Below are 21517 nucleotides of genomic sequence, written 5' to 3'. Positions count from 1 at the left end.
ACTCCAGATACGGCACCTGTGGGCAACGCGCAGGGCACGGCCTTCTCGTCGTCCTGACCATGCCCAGCGAGGATCGAGACGACACGATCAATCCACCAACCCGGACCTACGTTCTAATTCGAAAAAACGAAAACGCGACGTCGGTCACGCGACCGAAGCGCAGCTACGGCTTGAAGCTGATCCGCGAGAACCTTCCCGATGTGGTCCACATCGATGGTCACCGCCTCGCGCCGACCCGGTCCCAAGGCTACGCAATGTCGAGGATGTCAAGAAGGTCTGGCGATGTGAAGAAGGTGTAGTTGTGCCGAACGAAGTCGAAGAGAATCAGCTGCTTCTTCGCCGTGGTCAATCGGAATTGGTCAAGAAACGCCGCCGAGAAGACGACGCCCGCACACCAGCTCCCGGAACAAAATTCTCCGGCTCGTCTTATGAAACCCGACGTGCTCACAATCGCGAGGGCAACGGGACAGAAACTCGTTCAGGCGTCCACCTCTTCGTATCAACAGTCTACGAGCGGCCGATATGCCCCGCGGTGCGGACGACATTCCGCGATCCCATTCATCGGCAATCGGTATGAAGGCGTCCGCCTACTATCCAGATTGCAATGACCTGACGCTCGCCGTGCCATGGCGCAGAGTGCCCATCCACGCCACAAACTCGTTGCGTCGGGGCCGCACCACTACGATCGGCGCAATCGAGATCGTTCGAGATTGCGGATCCACGCTTTCAGGTCCTCGATGTAGTCTCCGTCGCGAGTTCCGTCGCGAGGCTGCGGCGGCGTGCCACCGACCTCCTTGAGCATTTTCGGGAGCTCGACGGCTATGGCGTGGCGCTTACCTACCGGATACAGAATCTGCGCGAGCGTGTATGTCGCCGAACGGAGCGACCCTTCGATGAATCCATGGTAATCCGAGTACGCCTCACCGCATACGTGAATGCGTGGTCCGTCGGGGGTGCCTCGGACGTTGATATCGGCGAGGTCTGCCATCGTCTCCCAGTACTTCCGCTCCGGCCGCCACGCATGATTGGCCGCGCCGTACGGTTCCCGGCCCCAGTCCATAATTCCGCACCAGACAATGTCGCCCGCTGTGATGTCAGGAACGTTGTTGTCGTTGATGTAGTGCACCAGGCGTTGCTTGAGGCGCGCCCGCAGCACCCGCCGGTAGTCATCGTCATTCCCGCCACGGGGGCACAGCTCTTCGACGTCCGTTTGTTCGCCCGGCGGGACGTAATTCGCCCAAAACGACGAGGCTGGCCGGTCTGTGTACAGCATTACCAATCCGCGGGTACTTTTGTCGGCCCTCCCTTTCCAGTAGTGCACCTCGCGTGTCGGGAATCGAGTCGCAAACCAGTTTGCCCGCTTTGCTTCTTCCCACCACCGCTCACGGACAACGAAGAACACCTTTACCATCGGGAATCCAAACGCCGAATTGAGCAGCGCCGACAGCTCTTCATTGCGCCTGCCGCTGGAGTCATCTCGCAAATTCGGGCTCGCCGACACGATCCGCTCGAGTGCCACTTTCGGCACTGCTAGGACGGCGCGCTCGAATCGCCGGACCTCGGGCCCTTCCCCTTCGGTGCTCAGGGTCAACGACAAGTCACGCGCGCCGACGTCTATCGCTTTGACGGTCCGCGACAGATGGATCGAGAGATTTGCGAATTGAGCGTCGTTCTTCACGTATTCCGCGCCGCGTTTTTCGTAGCCCATCTTGTCGAGCAAGCTCTCGACGATGCACTCCATGCCGCCCAGAATCCCTTGCAATTGGTCGCTGATCGACAACGCGCGAAGCCACCAAGTGAGCCATTCCGCGGCGTTCGGGTTTTCTGGGAGCAAGTGGTAAAACGTGCCCAAGTCTCGGATCTTCGTTAACGCGTTGTGGCTGAGGTAGTTTGCCATCAGGTTCCAGAATCCCAAAGTGAATAGCTCGGCCGGTTCGCCCGCGACGGCCACCTGTCCATATCGCTGGATTGCCCAGTAGTCGTATTCGCGGAGACCCTTGACCCAGCCCTCGAAGACGGGCTGTCCAGGCTCCTGCACCGCACTGGCGATCCCGAGATTTTTGACTAGCCTGCGCTGCTTCTTCCGAAATTTGGCGACGTTCGGATCGACGGTCTTGTCAGAACCCAAGCCGAATTCTAGGTGCACCACGGCGCGACTTATCGCCAGCACGAGCAGCTCCAAGGGATTCTTTCCCTCTTCTTCGGGTCGCAACCGATAGACCGGGTCTGCAGGGGAGCTGGGCGAGGAGAAGGCCGGAAACGGCTCCAGCTTGGCGGCCCGGAACCCCTTCGCGTCCTCGGGCGGCTCCGCGTGAGTGATTCCAAGGTGTTTGAGCAGAACCTTGAGCAGGACCTGCACATCGAGCTCAACGCGCATCGGACCGAACTCTGCGCAGAAGTCCAAGTCGTCCAAAGATTTTGAGTCTTCCAGCGTGGCCTTCGCCGCGATGGCCTTGGGTTCGCCGGCGGCTTCGTCCCGTTCGCACTCACGCAGGACTTCGCCGGAAAGGCGAAATGAGCGGATCCGCCCCCCAGGTCGAGCAGATGCCTCGAATAACTCGACCGTCCTACCTTTCGTCGCGAGAACATACGCGCAAAAGAGCCCAGTAATGCCGCCCCCGACGACCGCGATCGGGAGCGGGTCGCGTACTGCTGGAATAGTGCCGTTGTCGGTCACAATGGCCTCGCTCCGCTCGTGACGTGGCGTTCCACCAAAGTCGGAGGACCAGAGTTTAGGCCGGACTGTGGGAACCGTAACCGTTCACGATTTTAGGCCCCGCGCAAGTGGAGGCGCCCCAGTTTGGAATTGGATTGCGCGACGCGAGACACAATTGCGACAAAGCGCACAGTCGTGCAATGACAAGAAGGGGGTCGCATTACATCGCTCCCGCGGAGGAGACGTATCAAATACTTCCTGTGCCACGCGGTGTGCCTGTAGCTCGAGCTGACGAACGCCAAAGATCACGCGCTGACGGGCGAACCTTCACAACGTCGCTTCGCCGACGCAGGACGATTTTCACCCGTGCCGATTGGCCAGTCGCGATGTCAGGTGAGCCAAAGCGTCGCTAGGTCGACCAAGGCGTTCGGCGGACAAGGCTGAACTGGTGGCCGCCCCGACCAGTTCGTGGTTACCTTCCAAACATGGGCACACCGAACATCGACATCACCTACCTGGTGTCGATCCAGGGGCGTCAACGAGCCAACACTTACCCAACACATTGCCCACGAACCAAGACGGACATCGCCGAACAGCTACAGATACTTGAATCCCCAAAATACAAGGCAGACAAGACCTTTGCGGACATCGGCGGACGACCGCAATACTTGGATCCCCAGGCAGCGGGTTCGGGGTTCAAGTCCCTGATGGCGCACTGAGAAACCCCCGCTTAGCGGGGGTTTTCTTCGTTTCAAGGTCAGCACAAAACCTCCAACTCAACACTTTGGTCAACACATTGCGCCGCGAAGCTGTTGACCGAGCGCGGCGGCCTGACGAAAAGGCCCTGGTCAGCGCGTCGCACGCCTACCGGAGCAAGTTGACTCCCAATCCCTCTACCCGGGATTCATGTGTCCAATCTCGTTCGTGACGATCCGGAGCACGGGCACCGGCGACGACCCTGACCCAAAAGTCGGCTTGGCTGGAATGGCGTGCGCTGCGAGGCAAGGTATACCCGGAGTCGTCCATAGGATTCAGGCAGATTTAGAGCGCGGAGCTCGCATGAGAAGTGCGGCGACAAGGAAGCAGATTGCGCCGATCAGGGTGCCCATGTTCGCGACGGTGGCGTCTTCCAGTTTGCCGCTGGGCGTCACGAAGGCCGCTCCGGCAGACACGCCGAACGCCACGGACCCGAGCATGTTGAACCAGGTGCTGCGCCAGTTGCGGGCGTGCGGGTCCCACAGTTTGTCCGTCTCGGTGGTGGCAATGACGGCGAGGGCGCTGGACACGAGGAACCCCACCGACCCGAGAATGTCGGGACGCCACACCCAGTCGCGGGATTCGTCGACGGTGAGACCGATTATCAGCGCAGCGCCGGTGCTGACGTTGAACAGCAGGGTGCCGATGAACTGGACCAGCGCCGCCCACCAGTCGTACTTTTCGATCTTGTGCGATTCGGCATTGGGGACGGGGCGACCGCTCAGGCGCAACTGGACGAACCCGGCGATGGTAAAGAACAGCGAACCGATGAAATAGGTGGTGTTGTCCAACCTCGCGTCTACTGCCGATACGTAGAGCGGCGCGGCGCCCAGCGCGAAGAGTGTTGAACCGACTGCGAACCCCCAGGATTCGCGGCGGAGTTTGAGATCGCGCCGCTGTCCGGTCCAACGTTTGCTGGCGTTCTTGTCAGGCATCCGCGACGAGCTTAAACGAACCTGGAGAAACGGAGCATCGATTGGAAACCGGTGCGGAGAGATCCCTTCGCCGCACCGGGGTTTGGGAGCTCGGTCGAAGTCGGGCGATGATGCGACCATGCACTGCGCTGACGCAGTCGTCACCGGCGCGGGCAGCGGAATCGGTCGCGCCTTTGCCGTCGAACTCAGCCGACGGGGTGGTCGTGTCGTCTGGGCAATGGTTGGCAAACCCGGCAGCGCTCGTCATCAACAACGCCGGAATCGGCGGGGCGGCAGCGTCATCGGTGAGACCCCGCTCGTCGACTGGCAGCAGACGATCGACATCAACCTGCTGGGCGTCATCCACGGTTGCCATGTATTCACGCCTCGCCTTCGCGCATATGGCAGCGGAGGCATCGTCGATGCGGCGTCAGCGGCCAGCTTCGGCGCTGCCCCGTGTATGGCCGCAAACAACGTCAGCAAAGCCGGCGTATTGGCGCTATCGGAAACGCTCGCAGCAGAACTCAACGGGACGGGCGTCGCCGTCACTGTCCTCTGTCCCAAGCACACTTATGAGGTGGATCGGATTCGTCGCCCGACTCGATCGCGCGGATCACACTCGACGCTCACTATCGCGGCCAACTCCCTGTCATGCCACAACTGGACGCCAAAGTTGCTTGGCAGTTCAAGCGACTCGCGCGGGGAACCTATACGCGCGCTCTCGGTCTCATTGAACAGGTTGCCAACTGAGCCGTGCTCCACGGAACTGGTGGCCGCCCGCCCAAATTCGTGTTTGCATCGGACGTGAACACCAACCATCGCCAGCACCTGTCGTATGTTGATCGAAGGCGGCAACTAGCCAACACTTACCCGACATATTGCCCGCAGATCAGGACGAATTTCGCCGAACAGCCACAGATACTTGAATCTCGAAAATCTAAGGGAGACAAGATGTTTATGGACCGCGGCGGACAACCGCATTACTTGGTCCCCCAGGCAGCGGGGTCGGGGTTCAAGTCCCTGATGGCGCACTGAGAAACCCCCGCTTAGCGGGGGTTTTCTTCGTTTCAAGGTCAGCACAAAACCTCCAACTCAACACGTTGCGGCGCGAAGCTGTTGACCGAGCGCGGCGGCCTGACGAAAAGGCCCTGGTCAGCGCGTCGCACGCCTACCGAGCAAGTTGACTCCCAATCCGTTTTCGCGGGGTTCGAGTGGCCGACGTCTTTCGGGTGCGGAATTTGGGCTCACACCCTGGGAGGTCCAAAGCAAGCCGGGCGACGACGAGATGTACCGGAAGAGGTCATCGCCTGGAAAATCGGCTGGGGGGAGAACCGGTCCATCTCGTGAAAGCGTGGGTGAAACTTGCAGTTTCGGCGTAACCGAGCTGCTGTGCGATAGTTTCGATCGAAGCGTTTTCGAGGAGCAGCCGCTCGGCAAGGGCGCGGCGGACTTCGTCGACCAGTGTCCGAAACGACGTGCCTTCGTCGGTAAGTCTCCGACGCAGCGTCCGTGGGTCGAGGTGCAGTTCGTCGGCGACATTCTGCATCGACGGAAAGCTGCCGGGAGTGTGCAGCAACCTGCTCCGCACCTGACCGGTAACGCCGACCCGTGCGAGTCGTCGTTCGAGCAACTGTCGACACTGGCGCTCGAACACCCGCGCGGTGTTCGGATCTGACTGCGGCATTGGAATATCCAGCATCCCAGGTGGTCCGCCGATGCGATTGCGCGGTTGGTTTGGCCGCACATCCGCCGTGAGGGACCACGTCTTGACCAGGCGCGCCGCCCGTTCCTCATCGAGGGTTGTTTCGAACCATCGGGGCTCCAACTTCGCGTTCGCTCCCTCCAGCACCGCAGCTAGACCCGCGAGATCGCGTTCGACGATAAAAGGCCGTACGTCGGCTGGGATGTCTTCGTCGTCGGCGACGATGCAGTCGCTGGTTTCGTCGGTCTCGATCGAGAGCGCGACGTGTGAGGGCGAGAGCGCGAGGTAGGGAAGGATGCGCGCTAAACCTTCGCGAACGGTCGCACTCGCGAGGAAAGTGAACCCAAGGATTCCGGTTCGGCCGAATGTGCTGATCCCGCCGACGTCGATGCCCAATCCTGCTCTATCACCGAGTTTGCCGATGATGTTGCGGACGACGGTGAACTCCTGGTGCGCCCAGATTTCGGCGTCTTCATCCGCGAGGTCGGCTTCGGTCAGACCGGTGCCCCTCAGGCATTCGGGCAACGACATGTAGTCCGCGACCGCCTGGGTCATGATCCGCACGCCCTCGGTTCCGCGTGGCACTGCCCAGACCGGAGTACCCACCGCCGTCATTGTCCGAAAATATCAAATACGTGCCCGAAGCGAGTATTCACCCAGCAGTTTCCCGCTCATACCGTTGCTGTCATGGAAACAACAAGCGTCACCGCCAAGGCTGTCGGCAGGCAGCTCAGCCTTGCCGACGAATTCCAGGACCTGTACGCGACGACGAAAGCGAAGGTCGGCGACGAGGATCTCGCTCACATCCGTAACGTCACCGCGTACGCCAAGGCGATCGATGCGCGCCGCCTCGAACTACTTCACAACGGGGGACCGAAAGCGGCCGGGCGGGCCATCGTATTGGAGATGCTCTATCGACTCCTGCAGTTCTCCGAACTGGGCCACAACATCATTCACGGTTCCTACGATCATCTGCCGAACGGCGGCGAGTACCACTCCGATCACTACCAGTGGGACTTCAACGTCGACGTGGACCAGTGGAAGGTGATGCATCACGAAGGGCACCATCCGAATACGAACATCTTGGGCGAGGATCACGACCTCGGCTACAGCGTCATCCGTGCACAGGCCGCCCAGGACTGGTTCGGTCATCATGCGCTGCAGCTCGGAATTGTCGGCGCCGCGGTACCCTTCTTCGCCCAACTCGCACCGTTCATCGTGGCCAACTCCGCCCGCCACATGGATGGCACACCCTTCTTCAGCCGCGACACCCTGCGCGCGCCGGCACGAGTCGCCTACCGCGATACCGTCCGCCGACTGATCACAGAACCGCTCGGTGCCGGTTCGCGTTTCTTGCCGACGCTGCTGGCCAACCACATCGGCGGCGTCGCAGGCTATGTAGCGGTCCTGTTCCTGGTCGTCATCGAGCACCACGCGGGTGACGTCGAAGTCTTTCCGAACCCGGGTCCCGATGAGACGCGCGACGAGTACTACTCGCGCCAGATACGCGCCACGCGTAACTTTCTGCGCAGCGAGAAGCTCGACTCTGCGCTGGAGCAGATTCTCGACGAGGAGGTTCCTTTCGAGAACCGGCCGGATTTCCGGATCTTCTACGGAGGTTTGGATACCCACGTCGAGCATCATCTGTTTCCCGACCTGCCGCCGAACCGGCAGCGCGAGATCGCGAGTGAGGTCAAGGAGATCGTGCTGCGGCACGGACTGCCGTATCACGAGACACCGCTGGGTGATACGGCGGCACTGACACTGCAGGCGCTCACCGGGTTCTCGATTCCGCTTGGGGAACGTGAACTTTCGCGCCCGCTGAAGTTGTTGAAGCAACCGTTCTCCCTCGTCCGTCGACTTGCCTTCGGTGCGACGTACCGGACGCTTCCCGAGGCGCCCTATCTCGACAAACCGCGGTTCTACAACGTTCCGGTCAAGGTCGTCGGAACACGGCGACTGGCCGGGGGCCAGGCGCGGCTGATTCGGCTGGAAAAGCCACACGCCTGGCACGGCATACGGTGGGAAGCAGGGGCTTTCATCTCCGTGCGGGTCGAGCACGGTGACGAGGTTCGTGTCCGTCAGTACAGCTTGGTCCACGACAGCGCCGGCTCCGACACGATGGACATCTGCGTCAAACGGGTCGATGGCGGGCGAGTGTCGAATCTGCTGAACGACACGATCCGCACCGGCTCGTACGTGACCGTCGTCGGCGCACCTACTGCGACTGGCGGACTCGTCATGGCAGAGGTGCCCCGCAAGGCACTGTTCATCGCCGGCGGTGTCGGAATCACGCCGATCATCAGTCAGCTTCGCAAGATCGCGCGTGAGGGCACAGCCAACGATGCGGTCCTGCTGTACTTCAACCGCGACGAGCGCTCGATCATATTCGAGCGTGAGATCCGTGAGCTGGGTCGTGAAGCGGGAATCACCGTGCACCTGTTCACCGGAATTCACCCGTCCGCCAGCGTAATCGAAGGGTTGGTCGCAGACGCGGCCGATCGAGAGACGTTCGTGTGCGCGCCGACTGGGCTCGTCGACTCGGTGCGTTGGCACCTGTCAGCTTTGGGGCAGACGCCGGATCGTTTCCACACCGAATCGTTCGCGCCGCCGGAGCTCACTCGTCCGGTCGACGACGGTCGCCGGTACACGGTTACGTTCAAGCGCAGCGAACGTAAGGTCCAGATCGACGGTGCGACCACGTTGCTCGAGGCCGCCGGCAACGTCGGGATACGTGTGCCGACGGGTTGCCTACGCGGCTTATGCCGAGCGTGCGTCACACCCAAACTGAGCGGCACCACGCAACATGAGGTCAAATCCGAGCCGATGGACCGCATCACGGTATGCGACAGCCTGGCATGTTCCGATGTCGAACTCGATCTCTGACCCGCTGCTACCGTCTGACCCTTACACCACAGGCGCGTAGGGATCCAACGACAAAGGGCGGGTGCTCACGCTCACCCGCGCTAGTCCTGACGGAGCAGTCCGTGCAACAAGAGGTCGCCGAGTTCAGCAAAGGCGTCGGCCGCAGACAAGCCGGTCTTCTCGAGCAGCACACCGGACTGGACCGCATCGATCGCCAACGCCACCAATTCGGCGGCGAACCTACCGTCAGTCGCCCGGAAGTGACCGGCCCGGACTCCCTCGTCGATCAATTCCTGCACCCGCCGCGCGGCCTGGGCCGTATTGCGTGCGTAGATCTCCGCAGTCGGCTGATAGGACACCATGTCGTCATAGAACGCACGCGAATTACGCCGCATCGCCGCGGCTACCCCACCCAGATACAACGTGATCCGATTGCGCGAATCCGGTTCGCCCGCAACAGCATCCTCGATCTGCTGGGCCGCCGCACCGAAGAAGTGCTTTGTGGCGGCGATGACGAGCTGCTCCTTGGTCGACGCCACGCTGTAGAGCGTCGCCTTCGAACACCGCAACCGCTGCGTCAGATCGTCGACCGACACCGACGTAAATCCCTCGGCAAGAAAAATGTCCTCGATCCGGGCCAACAACTCGTCTCGACGAGCCGTGTCCACCCGACGCCGACGCGGAGTATTCAACGTCGAACGGTTCGGCGTCGCTCCTGCACGTGCCATGCGATCGAGTCTGGCACACCCCGATCGATCCCGATCCAGCATGGGGGTTCCCCTCCGGACCATCGTTGGGTACATTATTGACACACATCGTACCCACTTAACGTACCCATAGGAGTTCCCTTGCCTGCCGACCTCGCCGCGCCGCTGCGCGAGATCCTGTCCTCCTATGCCGGTCCGGACGCCAACGTCGCGCGACTGCTGTGCGATCGGCATCCCCCGCAGTCACTCGCCCTTGTCGTCGTCGACGAGGATTTGACCACCACTCGATACACCTACGGCGACCTGGCCGAACTGTCGTGCCGGTTCGCTGCGGTGCTGCGGGACCGCGGAATCGGGCCCGGCGACCGCGTCGCCACGTTGATGGGCAAGAGCGCCGACCTGGTCACCGTTCTGCTCGGCATCTGGCGGGTCGGGGCGGTGTACGTACCGCTGTTCACTGCATTCGCCGAAGACGCCGTCACGTCGCGGCTGAAAGATTCGGGCACCACACTCGTCGTGGTCGATGCGCAGTACCGGGCCAAAGTGGCTGCAGGGCAATGGGATGTGCTGATCTCCGACAGCCCGGAGAAGGACGGCCTGGCCCACGCGGTCGCCACCGCACCCGAGGAAACCGTGCCCCCGGTCGCCGTCGGCGCAGACGGCGAACTGGTTCATATGTTCACCTCTGGAACGACCGGCAACCCCAAGGGTGTCATCCACCCCGTCGGCTACATCGCCGGCTGGGACAGCTACCTGCGGTTCGCGCTCGGCGTCACCGACGACAGCGTTTTCTGGTGCGCGGCCGACCCGGGCTGGGCCTACGGCCTCTACACCGCCATCGTTGCGCCGCTGGCCGTAGGCGTACCGACCATCCTGGTGCGCGGCGGTTTCTCCGCGACCTCGACCTGGCGTGTGCTGGCCGAATTGGGCGTGACCGACTTTGCCGCCGCGCCGACGGTGTACCGCAGCCTCCGCGCCGAAAAACCCACCCAACCAACAGACTTGGTGTTACGCCGCCTCTCCAGCGCCGGCGAGCCGTTGACACCGGAAGTGAATGCCTGGGCGAGAACAGAGCTCGATCTGGTGGTGCACGATCACTTCGGACAGACCGAACTCGGCATGCCCGCCGGGTTCCCGCACCATCCCATTTACGCCGTACCGGTCGTCGACAACGCGATGGGCGTCGCGTTGCCAGGCTGGCACCTGACCGTCCTTTCCGACGACGACACCCCAGCACCCACCGGAACAGTCGGCCGTCTCGCCGTTGTCGTCGCCGACAGCCCGCTGATGACGTTCACCGCATACGCCGGCGGACGCGGTGAGGCGGGACGATTCACCCCACACAAGACCTACTACCTCACAGGCGACACCGCGTCCCTCGACAACGACGGCGTGCTGCGGTTCTCCTCCCGCGACGACGACGTCATCATCATGGCCGGTTACCGCATCGGCCCCTTCGACGTGGAATCCGTTCTCGCCCAACACCCCCGAGTTCGCGAATGCGCCGTCGTCGCGGCCCCCGACGACATCCGCGGCGAAGTGGTCGAAGCCTTCGTCGTCGCGACAACCGGGTCCGCCGCAGATGCCGACCTGGCGCGCGAACTGCAACTGTGGGTCAAATCCAAGTACGCCGCACACGCCTACCCCCGCCAGGTGCATTTCGTCGAGGCCCTCCCCAAAACTCCCAGCGGGAAAATCCAGCGCGCTCAACTGCGCCAGCAGCGACGTGCCGACATCGCGCGCCAGGGTGTGCCGTCGTGACCGACTTGCCACTGCTCGTGTCCCAGGTCGGAGCCACCCGCGTCTTCACCCTCAACCGGCCGCAGCGGCGCAACGCGCTCGACGACACCCTGATCGACGCTCTCGCAACGGCGCTGACCCGCGCGGAGAACGACCCCGCCACCCGCACCATCGTTCTCACCGGCGCTGGTGAAAGCTTCTGCGCTGGTGCTGATCTCAAGTACTTTCTACAACTGCATTCTGAGGGCGAGACGCCGCTCGGGTTTCTACGGGACGTATCCGACTTCGCCACCCGCTTGGAAGCCAGCCCACTACCCGTCGTCGCCGCCATCCACGGGCACGCCGTCGCCGGCGGCCTCGAACTCGCGTTGGCCTGCGACGTCGTCGTCGCCACACCGACCGCACTCATCGGTGACGGACACGTCCGCAACAACCTGCTGCCCGCCGGCGGAGCCAGCGTGCGGCTGCCCCGCAAAGTGGGCGACTCGACAGCCCGCTGGCTCGCACTCACCGGCGCACTGATCCCCGCACCGGATCTCCAGCACACCGGCTGGCTACACGCGATCGTCGAACGAGAACACCTGCACACCACCGCCTTCGACGCCGCCGCACAACTCGCCACCCACGCCGGTCCCGCCCAATCCGCCTACAAAAAGCTGCTCGCCGAGTTGAACTCGTTCGACGAAAGACGAGACCTGTCATCCGAACTCGACGCCTTCGACACACATTGGCAATCCCACGACGTCCCCGCAGCACTGCGCGAGTTCCTGCACCGCACACCCCCTACGGCTCTCCCTCTCCGAACAGGAACACGATGAACCGCTACACCGACCAAGTCGTCCTCGTCACCGGCGCGGGTCAAGGTCTCGGAGCGGCCATGGCGCACCGCTTCGCCGCCGAAGGAGCCACCGTCGCCATCGCCGAGATCAACGACACCGCCGGACAAGAACTCGCCGCCGATCTCACCCAACGCCACGGGCAGACCGCCACCAGCCACCCCGTCGACGTCGCCTCCGCCGAGCAAGTTCAGCACTGGGTCGACACCCTCGCCGACACCCACGGCCGCATCGACGTCCTGGTCAACAACGCCGGCATCATCCGCGACAACCGAATCGAAAAGACAACGCTCGCCGACTGGCATGCCGTCCTCGACGTCTGCCTCACCGGAACGTTCCTGTGCACCCAAGCCGTCCTACCGCACATGCGCGCCCGCAACTATGGACGCATCGTGTCCTTCAGCTCCATGAGCTGGCGCGGAAACTTCGGCCAATCCAACTACGTCGCAGCCAAAGCCGGCATCGTCGGACTCACCCGCACCATCGCCCTGGAAACCGCACGCGACGGCATCACCGCCAACGCCATCGCCCCCGGACTCATCGACACACCGATGCTCGCCTCCATGAACAAACCCGCCCGCGAGAAACTGATATCCAAAGTGCCACAACGCCGTACCGGCGACCCGACCGACATCGCCGAAGCCGCCGCCTACCTCTGCTCCCCCGCCGCCGGCTACGTCAGCGGAATCGTCCTCGACGTCGACGGCGGTCTGGGAATTGGGTCCTCGATCCGCTAGCCGTCACCTCATCGAGTTGCTATACACAAGAAAGTAGGAAGTTGACATGAGCCAGATAAGCATTGACCTCAACGTAGAAGTTCCGATGCGCGACGGCACTATTCTGCGGGCCGACGTGTATCGCCCGGCGGCTCCGGGATCGTATCCGGTGCTGATCCAACGCACCCCGTACGACAGGACAGGCTCGTTGAACGTCCTAACCTTCGATGCGCTGGCCGCGGTGAAGCGCAATTACATTGTCGTGCAACAGGACACGCGTGGGCGGTTCGGCTCCGAGGGGGAATGGCTACCCTGGGCCTACGAGCAGCAAGACGGGTACGACACCGTCGTGTGGGCAAGTCGCCTACCCGGCAGCAACGGCAAGGTAGGCATGTTCGGCGGCAGCTACACCGGCCAGACGCAGTGGGCCACTGCTCTCACGAAACCACCGGGCCTAGCCGCGATTGCACCGCAGATCACCTGGAGCGACCCCGCGGACGGTCTCATGTTCCGTGGCGGCGCAGTCGAATTGGGACTCAACGGATGGTGGACACTTCTGCAGAACTTGTCGCAGTTGCCGAAGGTCATCGCCGAGCCAGGCGATCTTCTCGCCGCGCTGGGAACCACCGTGCATGATTTCGACTCCCTACCCACCGAGGGCTACTGGGGGCTCCCCGCGGGACAGCTCCCCGCACTCACCCGGGCGGGCCTGCCCGACATCGGCGTCCAACGAGGATTGCAAGATCCTGAGACGACCGAAGAGTGCCGCGTCGCCGGTCACCACGACCAAGTGTCTGTGCCGAGCCTCAACATCGGCGGCTGGTACGACGTATTCGGGCAGGGAACTCTCGATAACTACGTTGCGATGCAAGAACGCGGTGTGCCTACCCGACTTGTCGTCGGCCCATGGACTCATGTGAGCTTCTTCAACTTCGGCCAGATCGGCGACCGCAACTTCGGCATGCTGTCGGCGGTGGCCCCCGGCGCCGCGACCATGACCGACTTCCAACTCGACTGGTTCGAGCACTACCTTCGCGACGGATCCGACACCGAAGATCCAAGCGCACCGGTACTCATCTTTGTCATGGGAATCAACCAATGGCGTGAAGAGCAAAGCTGGCCACTCGCACGCGCGGTCGCCACGCCCCTGTATCTCCACGACGACGGCGCCCTGTCATTCGACGAGCCCACACATGAACAGTCACATACCGAATTCGTATACGACCCAGCCGATCCAGCGCCCACCTGCGGCGGCAACCTCGTCATGTCGAGCCAATTTCCACCCGGGCCCAAGGATCAGGCAGCCGTCGAAAGTCGCCCCGACGTACTGGTGTTCACGACACCAGTGCTGACAGAAGACCTGGAAATCACCGGCAGAGTGACCGCCGAACTCTTCGCCGCAACCGACGGACCCACGACCGATTGGGTTGTCACACTCTGTGACGTCGACGAAAACGGTACTTCCCACAACATCGTCGACGGCATCCGCCGAGTCACAACCGAACCCGGCCGCATCGACGCGACCGAGATCGATCTCTGGTCGACCAGCATCGTCATCAAGGCCGGCCATCGCATCCGAGTACAAGTAGCGTCGAGCAACTTCCCCCGCTGGGACCGCAACCCCAACACCGACATTGACGTCGACGACCCCAGCAAATTCCGCGTCGCACACCAAACTATCCACCACGACGCACAGCGCCCATCCCGCCTCATGCTCCCGGTCATCCCCAAGTAGCTCAAGCGGGCGGCTCAGCTTGATAAGCCCGCTCGCCCGCTACGGCGAGGTCTTCACCGAAGTGCAGGCCCGGTTCCCGGCAACCGACCGCGCCAGCGGACCGCGGTGAGTGCCACGGACGGCTCCGGGTGTTTGACACCACGTCGAGCACAGCAACCCCGTTGGCACAGACTAGGGGTCCACTGTGAGTCCCACCCCAACGCCCCGCCGAGGCAACCGAACCGTAAACACAGTCCGGCCAGGAACACTCCGCACATCGATCGACCCACGATGCGCCTTGACGACCGCAGCAACGATTGCCAAGCCGAGGCCGGTGCTTCCTGCTCGCCGCGATCTGGAGGTGTCGCCGCGCGAGAACCGTTCGAACACCTCCGATTCCAGCTCAGGTGGTATTCCCGGGCCGTTGTCCTCGACCGATAGCACCACCCCACCGTCGTCGTCGGCGCGAAGGGTCGTCGTGACCGTCGTACCCGGCCCAGTGTGGGTACGCGCATTGGCGAGGAGGTTCACCAGTACCTGATGCAGACGTTCGGCATCTCCGACGACGTATACCGGTTCGTCGGGTAGGTCGATCTTCCAGTCATGGTCTGATCCGGCGATGTGTGCATCGCTCACCGCGTCGAGGACGAGCCGCGAGAGGTCGACGTCTTCGCGTTCCAGCGTGCGGCCGAAGTCCAGACGGGCCAACAACAGCAGGTCGTCGACGAGGCGTGTCATTCGCTTCGCTTCCGAATCGACACGAGACATTGCGTGCGCCACCTTGTCGGACATGTCCGGACGCTCGCGCTGCGCGAGTTCTGCGTAACCGCGTATGGCGGCCAGGGGCGTTCGTAGTTCGTGGCTTGCATCGGCGACGAATTGACGCGCTCGTGTTTCGCTGGCTTGTCGCGACGACAAGGCCGCGGCAACGTGGTCGAGCATCCAGTTCAGCGCCGAACCGACCTGACCGACTTCGGTACTGGGATCGGTATAGATCTCGGGTACTCGCACCGGCAACTCGACTTCGCCTCGGTCCAACTCGAGATCCCCGACGCCTCGGGCCGTGGCCGCTACGCGCGTCAGCGGACGCAAAGCTCGCCGAATCATCAAGATACCCAACGTGATCGCCGCTATCAGCGCCGCCACCGCCGCCAGCGTGAAGATCAACAGCACCCGGAACAACGTCGCATCGACCTCCCCGAGCGGAAGCCCGGTAATAGCCACGTCACCAGCCCGCGTTTTGGTCGCAAGCACGCGGTAGTTACCGAGCCCGTTGATTTCGACAGTGCGCGGGCCCTCGTCGACCGGGATCGCCTGCAACGCCGACTTCGCGGACTCGCTCAGCGCTGCCCGACTTCCCGTGCTGGTCAAAGCGCCCGCGTCCGTCACTCGGTCACCCTTGATCACGGCGCCGACCGTACCCGGGCGTTGGCCTGGAGCATCCAGGAAGACGGGGCCCGGGCCGTCGGAGAAACCGGATGGCGGGGGCGGCAAGGTGCCATCGGCAACCCGGACCGAAAGCTGGCCGGCATCGATCAGTTGCTGATCGAGTTCATGGACGAGATATTGCTGGAGCGAAAGGACGGTGGCTGTTCCAATCACAACACAGACGATGGCGAGCAAGACGGTCTGCGCCGCGAGTAGCCGTGCGCGGAGCGACCAACGCCGAGGCGACCGCGCCCGCAGACCGGACCACCTCTCAGCGAGCTGGTTTGAGGACATAACCTGCACCGCGCATGGTGTGGATCATCGGTTCTCGTCCGTTGTCGATCTTCTTTCGCAAGTACGACATGTACAGCTCGACAATGTTGGATCGACCACCGAAGTCGTAGTTCCATACCCGGTCCAGAATTTGCGCCTTACTCATCACTCGCTTCGGATTGCGCATCATGAATCGCAATAGTTCGAACTCGGTCGAGGTCAACACAATCGGCTCGCCCGCGCGCGACACTTCGTGGCTGTCTTCATCGAGCACAAGGTCTCCCACAACTATTTCTGCATCGTTCGATTCGGCAGAGACGCCGGCTCGTCGCAGCAGGGCCCTCAAACGCAGGACGACCTCCTCGAGGCTGAACGGCTTGGTGACGTAGTCGTCTCCACCGGCGGTGAGACCGGCGATGCGGTCCTCCACCGAGTCCTTCGCGGTCAGCAGCAGCACCGGCACGTGGGGAATCAAGGCACGAAGTTTGAGGAGAACATCGATGCCACTCATATCGGGCAGCATGACGTCGAGAACGACGACGTCCGGACGGGTTTCACGAGCGCTTGCCAGCGCAGACGCGCCGTCGGCAGCGGTCGCGACATCCCACCCTTCGTAGCGCAACGCCATCGACACCATCTCGGCAAGCACGGGTTCGTCGTCGACCACGAGCACCGAGATGGTGCCTCCGTCTGAGCGTTGTTGCGCGATGCGTTCCAATGCGGCCATGTCTTCATTCTGTGATGTAGGGATGAGCGGTCGCTGTGCCTTTTCTATGTGTGAGCTGTGAAGCCCCAGTATCTCCCCTGCGAGAGTCAACGTGCGGGAGTGTGGACTCGCCCGCGGCCTGGGTGGAACACCCAACCCCGCAGTAGGACGAACCGCAGGACCGTTGCGAGGAGATTTGCCAGCACCAGCACGACTAGCTCGACCGCACGGTGCGGTTCGGTGAGGCTGTGCAGCATGGCAAGTGAGCCACTTGTCAGCGCTAACCCGATGGCGAAGACGATCAAGCCCTCTGCGTGTTGGCGAGCTGCGCCGCCGGTGCCGCGGACACCGAAGGTGAAGTGACGATTAGCGGCTGTGTTGGCCACCGCGGTCACCAACAACGCAATCAGATTGGCGATCTGCGAACCCCACGACCCGCTGATCGCTACGAACAACAGCAGATAGACCAAGGTGCTTGCGACGCCGATCGCACCGAACCGCACAACCTGCTGCAGCAACCGTGACGGCGGATAGGATGACACAATCCGCGCACCCAACTGCTCGGCAACCGCCTGCACGGGAATCGAGCCGGTGGCGAATCCACGCAGCAGCCGGCCGATCCCCTTGAGGTCGGCGGTCGCGGTCGCGACGATGTCGACACGGCTGTCCGGGTCGTCGACCCAGTCGACCGGCACCTCGTGAATCCGCAAACCGCTGCGTTCGGCCAACACCAGTAGCTCGGTATCGAAGAACCATCCGGTGTCGGCAACGAGGGGCAGCAGGTGCTCCGCAACATCGGATCGGATCGCTTTGAATCCGCACTGAGCGTCGGAGAACCTGGCCGAGAGCGTCGAACGAAGAATCAAGTTGTAGCAGCGAGATATCACCTCACGCTTGGCGCCGCGGACCACCCGCGAGCCGCGACCGAGCCGAGTCCCGATCGCCAGATCCGAGTGACCGGAGATCAACGGCGCCACCAGCGGCGCCAGAGCGGCGAGGTCGGTGGACAGGTCCACATCCATGTACGCGAGCACTGGCGCTTCCGATGCTGACCACACTGTGTGCAACGCCCGTCCGCGCCCCTTCTGCTCCAACCGGACCATGCGCACTTCTTCCAACTCGGCGGCCAGCGAGGCCGCGATACGTGGAGTGTCATCAACGCTGGCGTTGTCGGCGATGGTGATCTGGAACGAGTACGGGAAGTTGTCGCTGAGATAGCGATGAAGCCGATGAATCGTGATGGCCAGCACGCGTTGCTCGTTGTATACCGGCACGACCACGTCGAGCACGGCAACACCGCGCAGGTGTGCATCGACTGCGGCGTTCGGCCGAGACATGAAATTGGTTGGGCTCGTGTGAGAGCCGAGTGCGAGTGTCGTCATGAAGCAATCGTCGAATTGCGAGATGGGTCTGCTATTTGCACAAGCTATGGGTCCGCTGTGAGTTATCGGTTGCTACCCAATGGTTTCTGCTACGAGCGCCCCCGAAGGCTATGAGAAGACTCTGAATACACTGTGAGACAGCGTATTTCGTTGCACGGTCCGCGATCCGCGCATAGCGTCGAACCTGTCGACAAGACAAACCGGCGGAGCAAATCCGCCGGGCGAACCGACGGAGAAACAACATGTGGCACGACATCTTCAACAACTTCGCCCCGTACGTGCAGAACTTCTGGCCAGGTGGCGGCTGGTATCGGTCGCTGCCGTTCTGGCGCTGATCCACGCCCAGATGAAAGGCCTCCGGAACTACTACGTTCCGGAGGCCTTCTGCATAGCTCGGTCTATCGCGCGTGGTTGGCGCTCATTTGCCGGGTCGTCCCTGCGGGCCGTTCATCGGCACATCGGGGCCGGGCGTGGCGACCTTTGCGCCGCTGCCGGTAGCCGGGGTGATCGTGACGGCGGTGACGGCGCCATCGGACTCGGTTCCCTGAATGCTCACTGTGTCAACGACTTTCAACACTGCGATGTTGGAAGTGTCGGCGAGCGTATAGGTCTGCGTGAAATCGTCGGAACTCTTCGCGGTGACGGCGGTGTCGGAGACCGCGGTCACCGTTCCAGTCTGTACCAGCTCGGTTCTATAGCCACCGTTTTCGCCTGCCACGACGAATTCACCGTGCAAGGGCGTGCCGGAAAGGCCCACGGTGTTGGGGGCCGTCATTTCGCTGCTGTTCATGTTCATTCCCGGCCCTGCCCCAAACGGAGAATTGCCGGGTCCGCCATTGTTTTCCGAACTGTTCGAAGCCGCGTAGATCACTCCTCCGCCGGCGACCGCAACCGCGCCGGCGATGCCGACGGCCGCTAGTATCTTCTTCGCCGACCACGCGCTCTCGGGTGCGGATTGCGGTGTCCCCCAGGGATGTTCGTCGACGGTAGGTTGATCCGAGACAGGGCTCGTCATCGTGAGGTTCTCCTATTCGAGGTGCTGACACAGTATCGACGGTGATTTGCCGCCGCTTTGGCCAATCCTTTATCCCGAACGTGAGAGCGAGCTGTGCCCGAGGTCAGCATCCGCTATGGCCGCCCACACATAGCTGATGCACAGGTCAGACAAAGGCTGCGTCCACGTCATTGGTTGACGATCGTCGTATGACAACGACTGCGCTCGAGGCGGCGCCTTCTCGACGGATCGAGCTCGCACCAGTACGCGCGAAGAAGCGTGCTGCGCTGACGCGGCGAGTCTCGTTGCTGATGCTCCTCGGTGGGACCGCGTTGCTCTACATCTGGGATCTCGGTGCCAGCGGGTGGGCGAATCAGTTCTACGCGGCCGCCGTACAGGCCGGATCCCAAAGCTGGGAGGCGATGTTCTTCGGTTCCAGTGATGCGGCCAACGCCATCACGGTCGACAAGACGCCAGCCGCGCTGTGGGTCATGGACCTCTCCGCGCGCATCTTCGGGTTCAACTCGTGGAGTCTGCTTGTGCCGCAGGCACTCGAAGGCGTCGCGGCCGTTGCAATGCTCTATGCGGCGGTACGCCGAGTCGGTGGACACGGGGCAGGACTTCTGGCCGGCGCAGTTCTGGCGCTGACGCCGGCCGCGACGCTCATGTTCCGCTTCGACAATCCGGATGCGCTGTTGGTCCTGCTCCTCACTGTCGCGGCCTATTGTGTGGTTCGCGCGATCGAAAAAGACAGCAGCGCTTGGTGGTTGCCACTCGCAGGTGTAGCGATCGGCTTCGGATTCCTGGCGAAGATGATGCAGGCCTTCCTCGTACTGCCGGCGTTCGCGGCGGTGTTCTTGCTTGCCGCACAGGTGCCGTTGCGCACCCGAATCGTGCGGTCTGTCATTGCTGTTGTCGTGACGGTCGTGTCGGCGGGCTGGTACCTGGCGATCGTCGCGCTGTGGCCCGAGTCAGCGCGGCCTTACATCGGGGGCTCGCAGGACAACAGCGTGCTCGAACTTGCGTTGGGCTACAACGGCTTCGGGCGTTTGACCGGAAATGAGGTCGGGGGCCTCGGCAACATGAACTTCGATGTCGGCTGGGCACGGCTGTTCGGTTCGGAGATGGGTGGTCAGATCGCCTGGCTCCTTCCTGCCGCGCTGATTCTCGGCATCGCCGGCTTGGGGGTCACCCGACGAGCGCCGCGAACGGACGCGGTCCGTGCGTCGCTACTGCTGTGGCTGGGCTGGCTGGTCGTCACAGGTGTCGTCTTCAGCTTCGCCAACGGCATCATGCATCCGTATTACACGGTGGCACTCGCGCCGGCAGTCGGCGGAGCGGTCGGTGTCGGTGCATCGCTACTGTGGCAGCGCCGCAACGATATTCGCGCCACGGCGGTGCTGACAGGCACAATGCTGGTGACAACCATGGCCGCCGTTGTCCTGCTCGTACGGACCGAGGATTGGAATCCGTGGCTGCGCCCAGCCATCGTCGTGGTCGGTGTCGTGGCGGCAGGGATGCTGTTCTGTGCGGGCAGGCTACCGAAAGCCATTGCGACGGCAGCGGTTGCGCTTGCAGTCCTGGCCGGGCTGAGCGGTCCAGGTGCCTACTCGCTGGCCACCGCCGCGACTCCGCACACGGGAGCCATACCTTCAGCGGGACCGTCGTCGGGTGCAGGACCTGGTGGTGGCATGCCGACCGGCGGCCTTCTCGGCGGCGTCACTCCAGGTGCGAATGTCACCGCAGCACTCAGGGCAAATGCCGACGACTACACATGGGCGGCGGCCACCGTCGGATCCAGCAACGCAGCCGGCTATCAACTCGAAACCGGCAACCCGGTGATGGCGGTCGGCGGGTTCAACGGCACCGATCCCGCACCAACTCTCGCCCAGTTCCAGGACTACGTGGCGGAAGGTCGGATTCACTACTTCATCGACAGCGAGATCATGCGCGGTTTCGGATCGGAGAAAACCGGTAGCGACGCGGCCAGCGACATCGCCGCCTGGGTCGCGGCCAACTACACCGCAACGACGATCGACGGCGTCACCCTTTACGACCTCACCGTCCACTGAATAGCACGACGCGCCAAGACAACCCAACTTCCCAACAAGGTCCGCGCGCACGCGCG

The 21517-nt window shown here is 62.7% G+C and carries 15 protein-coding genes and 1 pseudogene; 8 read left to right on the top strand and 8 right to left on the bottom strand.

The genetic code is table 11. The features are described from left to right. Nucleotides 1-679: 679 nt before the first annotated feature. Nucleotides 680-2677 (bottom strand): FAD-dependent oxidoreductase, encoded by a 1998-nt coding sequence (locus tag FGL95_RS33075; protein ID WP_169594316.1) that lies wholly within the window; start codon nt 2675-2677, stop codon nt 680-682. 464 nt (nt 2678-3141) lie between these two features. Between FGL95_RS33075 and FGL95_RS30040 the strand changes: the two genes are divergently transcribed. Then, nucleotides 3142-3375: a hypothetical protein gene (locus FGL95_RS30040; RefSeq protein ID WP_169594314.1), complete on the top strand. Its 234-nt coding sequence runs from the start codon at nt 3142-3144 to the stop codon at nt 3373-3375. A 312-nt stretch (nt 3376-3687) separates the two neighbouring features. On the opposite strand, the gene FGL95_RS30035 is transcribed toward FGL95_RS30040, so the two are convergent. Beyond that, a complete protein-coding gene (locus FGL95_RS30035; RefSeq protein WP_169594312.1) occupies nt 3688-4347 on the bottom strand; it encodes a hypothetical protein in 660 nt (219 codons plus the stop codon). A 118-nt stretch (nt 4348-4465) separates the two neighbouring features. On the opposite strand from FGL95_RS30035, the pseudogene FGL95_RS30030 reads away from it, so the two are divergent. Next, nucleotides 4466-5076, top strand: a pseudogene (locus FGL95_RS30030) (SDR family NAD(P)-dependent oxidoreductase). A gap of 550 nt (nt 5077-5626) precedes the next feature. Here FGL95_RS30030 and FGL95_RS30025 read toward each other — a convergent pair. Then, nucleotides 5627-6634, bottom strand: coding sequence for an AraC family transcriptional regulator (locus FGL95_RS30025; protein WP_420838099.1), 1008 nt, complete (start codon nt 6632-6634; stop codon nt 5627-5629). A gap of 81 nt (nt 6635-6715) precedes the next feature. On the opposite strand from FGL95_RS30025, the gene FGL95_RS30020 reads away from it, so the two are divergent. Next, entirely contained in the window at nt 6716-8914 is a 2199-nt protein-coding gene (locus tag FGL95_RS30020) for a fatty acid desaturase (protein ID WP_169594310.1), read from the top strand. A gap of 80 nt (nt 8915-8994) precedes the next feature. Here the strand turns inward: FGL95_RS30020 and FGL95_RS30015 are convergent, their stop codons facing one another. Further along, nucleotides 8995-9621, bottom strand: coding sequence for a TetR/AcrR family transcriptional regulator (locus FGL95_RS30015; RefSeq protein ID WP_169594309.1), 627 nt, complete (start codon nt 9619-9621; stop codon nt 8995-8997). A 120-nt stretch (nt 9622-9741) separates the two neighbouring features. On the opposite strand from FGL95_RS30015, the gene FGL95_RS30010 reads away from it, so the two are divergent. The 4 genes from FGL95_RS30010 to FGL95_RS29995 are packed head-to-tail and all read left to right on the top strand — an operon-like array spanning nt 9742 to nt 14627. Then, nucleotides 9742-11361 (top strand): AMP-binding protein, encoded by a 1620-nt coding sequence (locus tag FGL95_RS30010; RefSeq protein WP_240963414.1) that lies wholly within the window; start codon nt 9742-9744, stop codon nt 11359-11361. Beyond that, nucleotides 11358-12158, top strand: coding sequence for an enoyl-CoA hydratase-related protein (locus FGL95_RS30005; protein WP_169594307.1), 801 nt, complete (start codon nt 11358-11360; stop codon nt 12156-12158). Before FGL95_RS30010 ends, FGL95_RS30005 begins: the two co-directional genes overlap by 4 nt. Continuing rightward, nucleotides 12155-12913: an SDR family NAD(P)-dependent oxidoreductase gene (locus tag FGL95_RS30000; RefSeq protein WP_169594305.1), complete on the top strand. Its 759-nt coding sequence runs from the start codon at nt 12155-12157 to the stop codon at nt 12911-12913. Before FGL95_RS30005 ends, FGL95_RS30000 begins: the two co-directional genes overlap by 4 nt. Before the next feature lie 46 nt (nt 12914-12959). Continuing rightward, entirely contained in the window at nt 12960-14627 is a 1668-nt protein-coding gene (locus tag FGL95_RS29995; protein ID WP_169594303.1) for a CocE/NonD family hydrolase, read from the top strand. A 171-nt stretch (nt 14628-14798) separates the two neighbouring features. Here the strand turns inward: FGL95_RS29995 and FGL95_RS29990 are convergent, their stop codons facing one another. The 4 genes from FGL95_RS29990 to FGL95_RS29975 all read right to left on the bottom strand — a co-directional run bounded on the left by FGL95_RS29990 (nt 14799) and on the right by FGL95_RS29975 (nt 19410). After that, nucleotides 14799-16328, bottom strand: a complete 1530-nt coding sequence (locus tag FGL95_RS29990) for a sensor histidine kinase (protein ID WP_169594301.1) — start codon at nt 16326-16328, stop codon at nt 14799-14801. Continuing rightward, complete coding sequence (locus FGL95_RS29985; protein WP_169594300.1) at nt 16306-17034, bottom strand: response regulator transcription factor; 729 nt, start codon at nt 17032-17034, stop codon at nt 16306-16308. Before FGL95_RS29985 ends, FGL95_RS29990 begins: the two co-directional genes overlap by 23 nt. Before the next feature lie 86 nt (nt 17035-17120). Then, nucleotides 17121-18395 carry a bifunctional glycosyltransferase family 2/GtrA family protein gene (locus FGL95_RS29980; protein WP_169594298.1) on the bottom strand — a complete coding sequence of 425 codons (1275 nt, stop codon included), beginning with the start codon at nt 18393-18395 and terminating at the stop codon, nt 17121-17123. A gap of 418 nt (nt 18396-18813) precedes the next feature. Then, nucleotides 18814-19410, bottom strand: coding sequence for a hypothetical protein (locus FGL95_RS29975; protein WP_169594296.1), 597 nt, complete (start codon nt 19408-19410; stop codon nt 18814-18816). A gap of 188 nt (nt 19411-19598) precedes the next feature. Between FGL95_RS29975 and FGL95_RS29970 the strand changes: the two genes are divergently transcribed. Next, the gene (locus FGL95_RS29970; RefSeq protein ID WP_169594295.1) at nt 19599-21461 is read left to right on the top strand and encodes a glycosyltransferase family 39 protein; all 1863 of its coding nucleotides are present in this window, start codon (nt 19599-19601) and stop codon (nt 21459-21461) included. Nucleotides 21462-21517 lie beyond the last annotated feature (56 nt).

Origin of the sequence: Antrihabitans stalactiti, assembly GCF_012932915.1 — a bacterium.
In the GTDB taxonomy this organism is placed as follows: Bacteria; Actinomycetota; Actinomycetes; order Mycobacteriales; family Mycobacteriaceae; genus Antrihabitans; species Antrihabitans stalactiti.
Note: the sequence above shows the minus strand (reverse complement) of the source record. Positions and strands in the feature narration are given on the sequence as shown.

What these genes read in the sequence shown, in the direction of transcription:
- FGL95_RS30040 (WP_169594314.1), top strand. Translation starts at nt 3,142, where the DNA reads ATGGGCACACCGAACATCGACATCACCTACCTGGTGTCGATCCAGGGG.
- FGL95_RS30000 (WP_169594305.1), top strand. Translation starts at nt 12,155, where the DNA reads ATGAACCGCTACACCGACCAAGTCGTCCTCGTCACCGGCGCGGGTCAA.
- FGL95_RS30020 (WP_169594310.1), top strand. Translation starts at nt 6,716, where the DNA reads ATGGAAACAACAAGCGTCACCGCCAAGGCTGTCGGCAGGCAGCTCAGC.
- FGL95_RS29990 (WP_169594301.1), bottom strand. Translation starts at nt 16,328, where the DNA reads ATGTCCTCAAACCAGCTCGCTGAGAGGTGGTCCGGTCTGCGGGCGCGG.
- FGL95_RS29980 (WP_169594298.1), bottom strand. Translation starts at nt 18,395, where the DNA reads ATGACGACACTCGCACTCGGCTCTCACACGAGCCCAACCAATTTCATG.
- FGL95_RS29970 (WP_169594295.1), top strand. Translation starts at nt 19,599, where the DNA reads ATGACAACGACTGCGCTCGAGGCGGCGCCTTCTCGACGGATCGAGCTC.
- FGL95_RS30015 (WP_169594309.1), bottom strand. Translation starts at nt 9,621, where the DNA reads ATGGCACGTGCAGGAGCGACGCCGAACCGTTCGACGTTGAATACTCCG.
- FGL95_RS30035 (WP_169594312.1), bottom strand. Translation starts at nt 4,347, where the DNA reads ATGCCTGACAAGAACGCCAGCAAACGTTGGACCGGACAGCGGCGCGAT.
- FGL95_RS29995 (WP_169594303.1), top strand. Translation starts at nt 12,960, where the DNA reads ATGAGCCAGATAAGCATTGACCTCAACGTAGAAGTTCCGATGCGCGAC.
- FGL95_RS29975 (WP_169594296.1), bottom strand. Translation starts at nt 19,410, where the DNA reads ATGACGAGCCCTGTCTCGGATCAACCTACCGTCGACGAACATCCCTGG.
- FGL95_RS29985 (WP_169594300.1), bottom strand. Translation starts at nt 17,034, where the DNA reads ATGGCCGCATTGGAACGCATCGCGCAACAACGCTCAGACGGAGGCACC.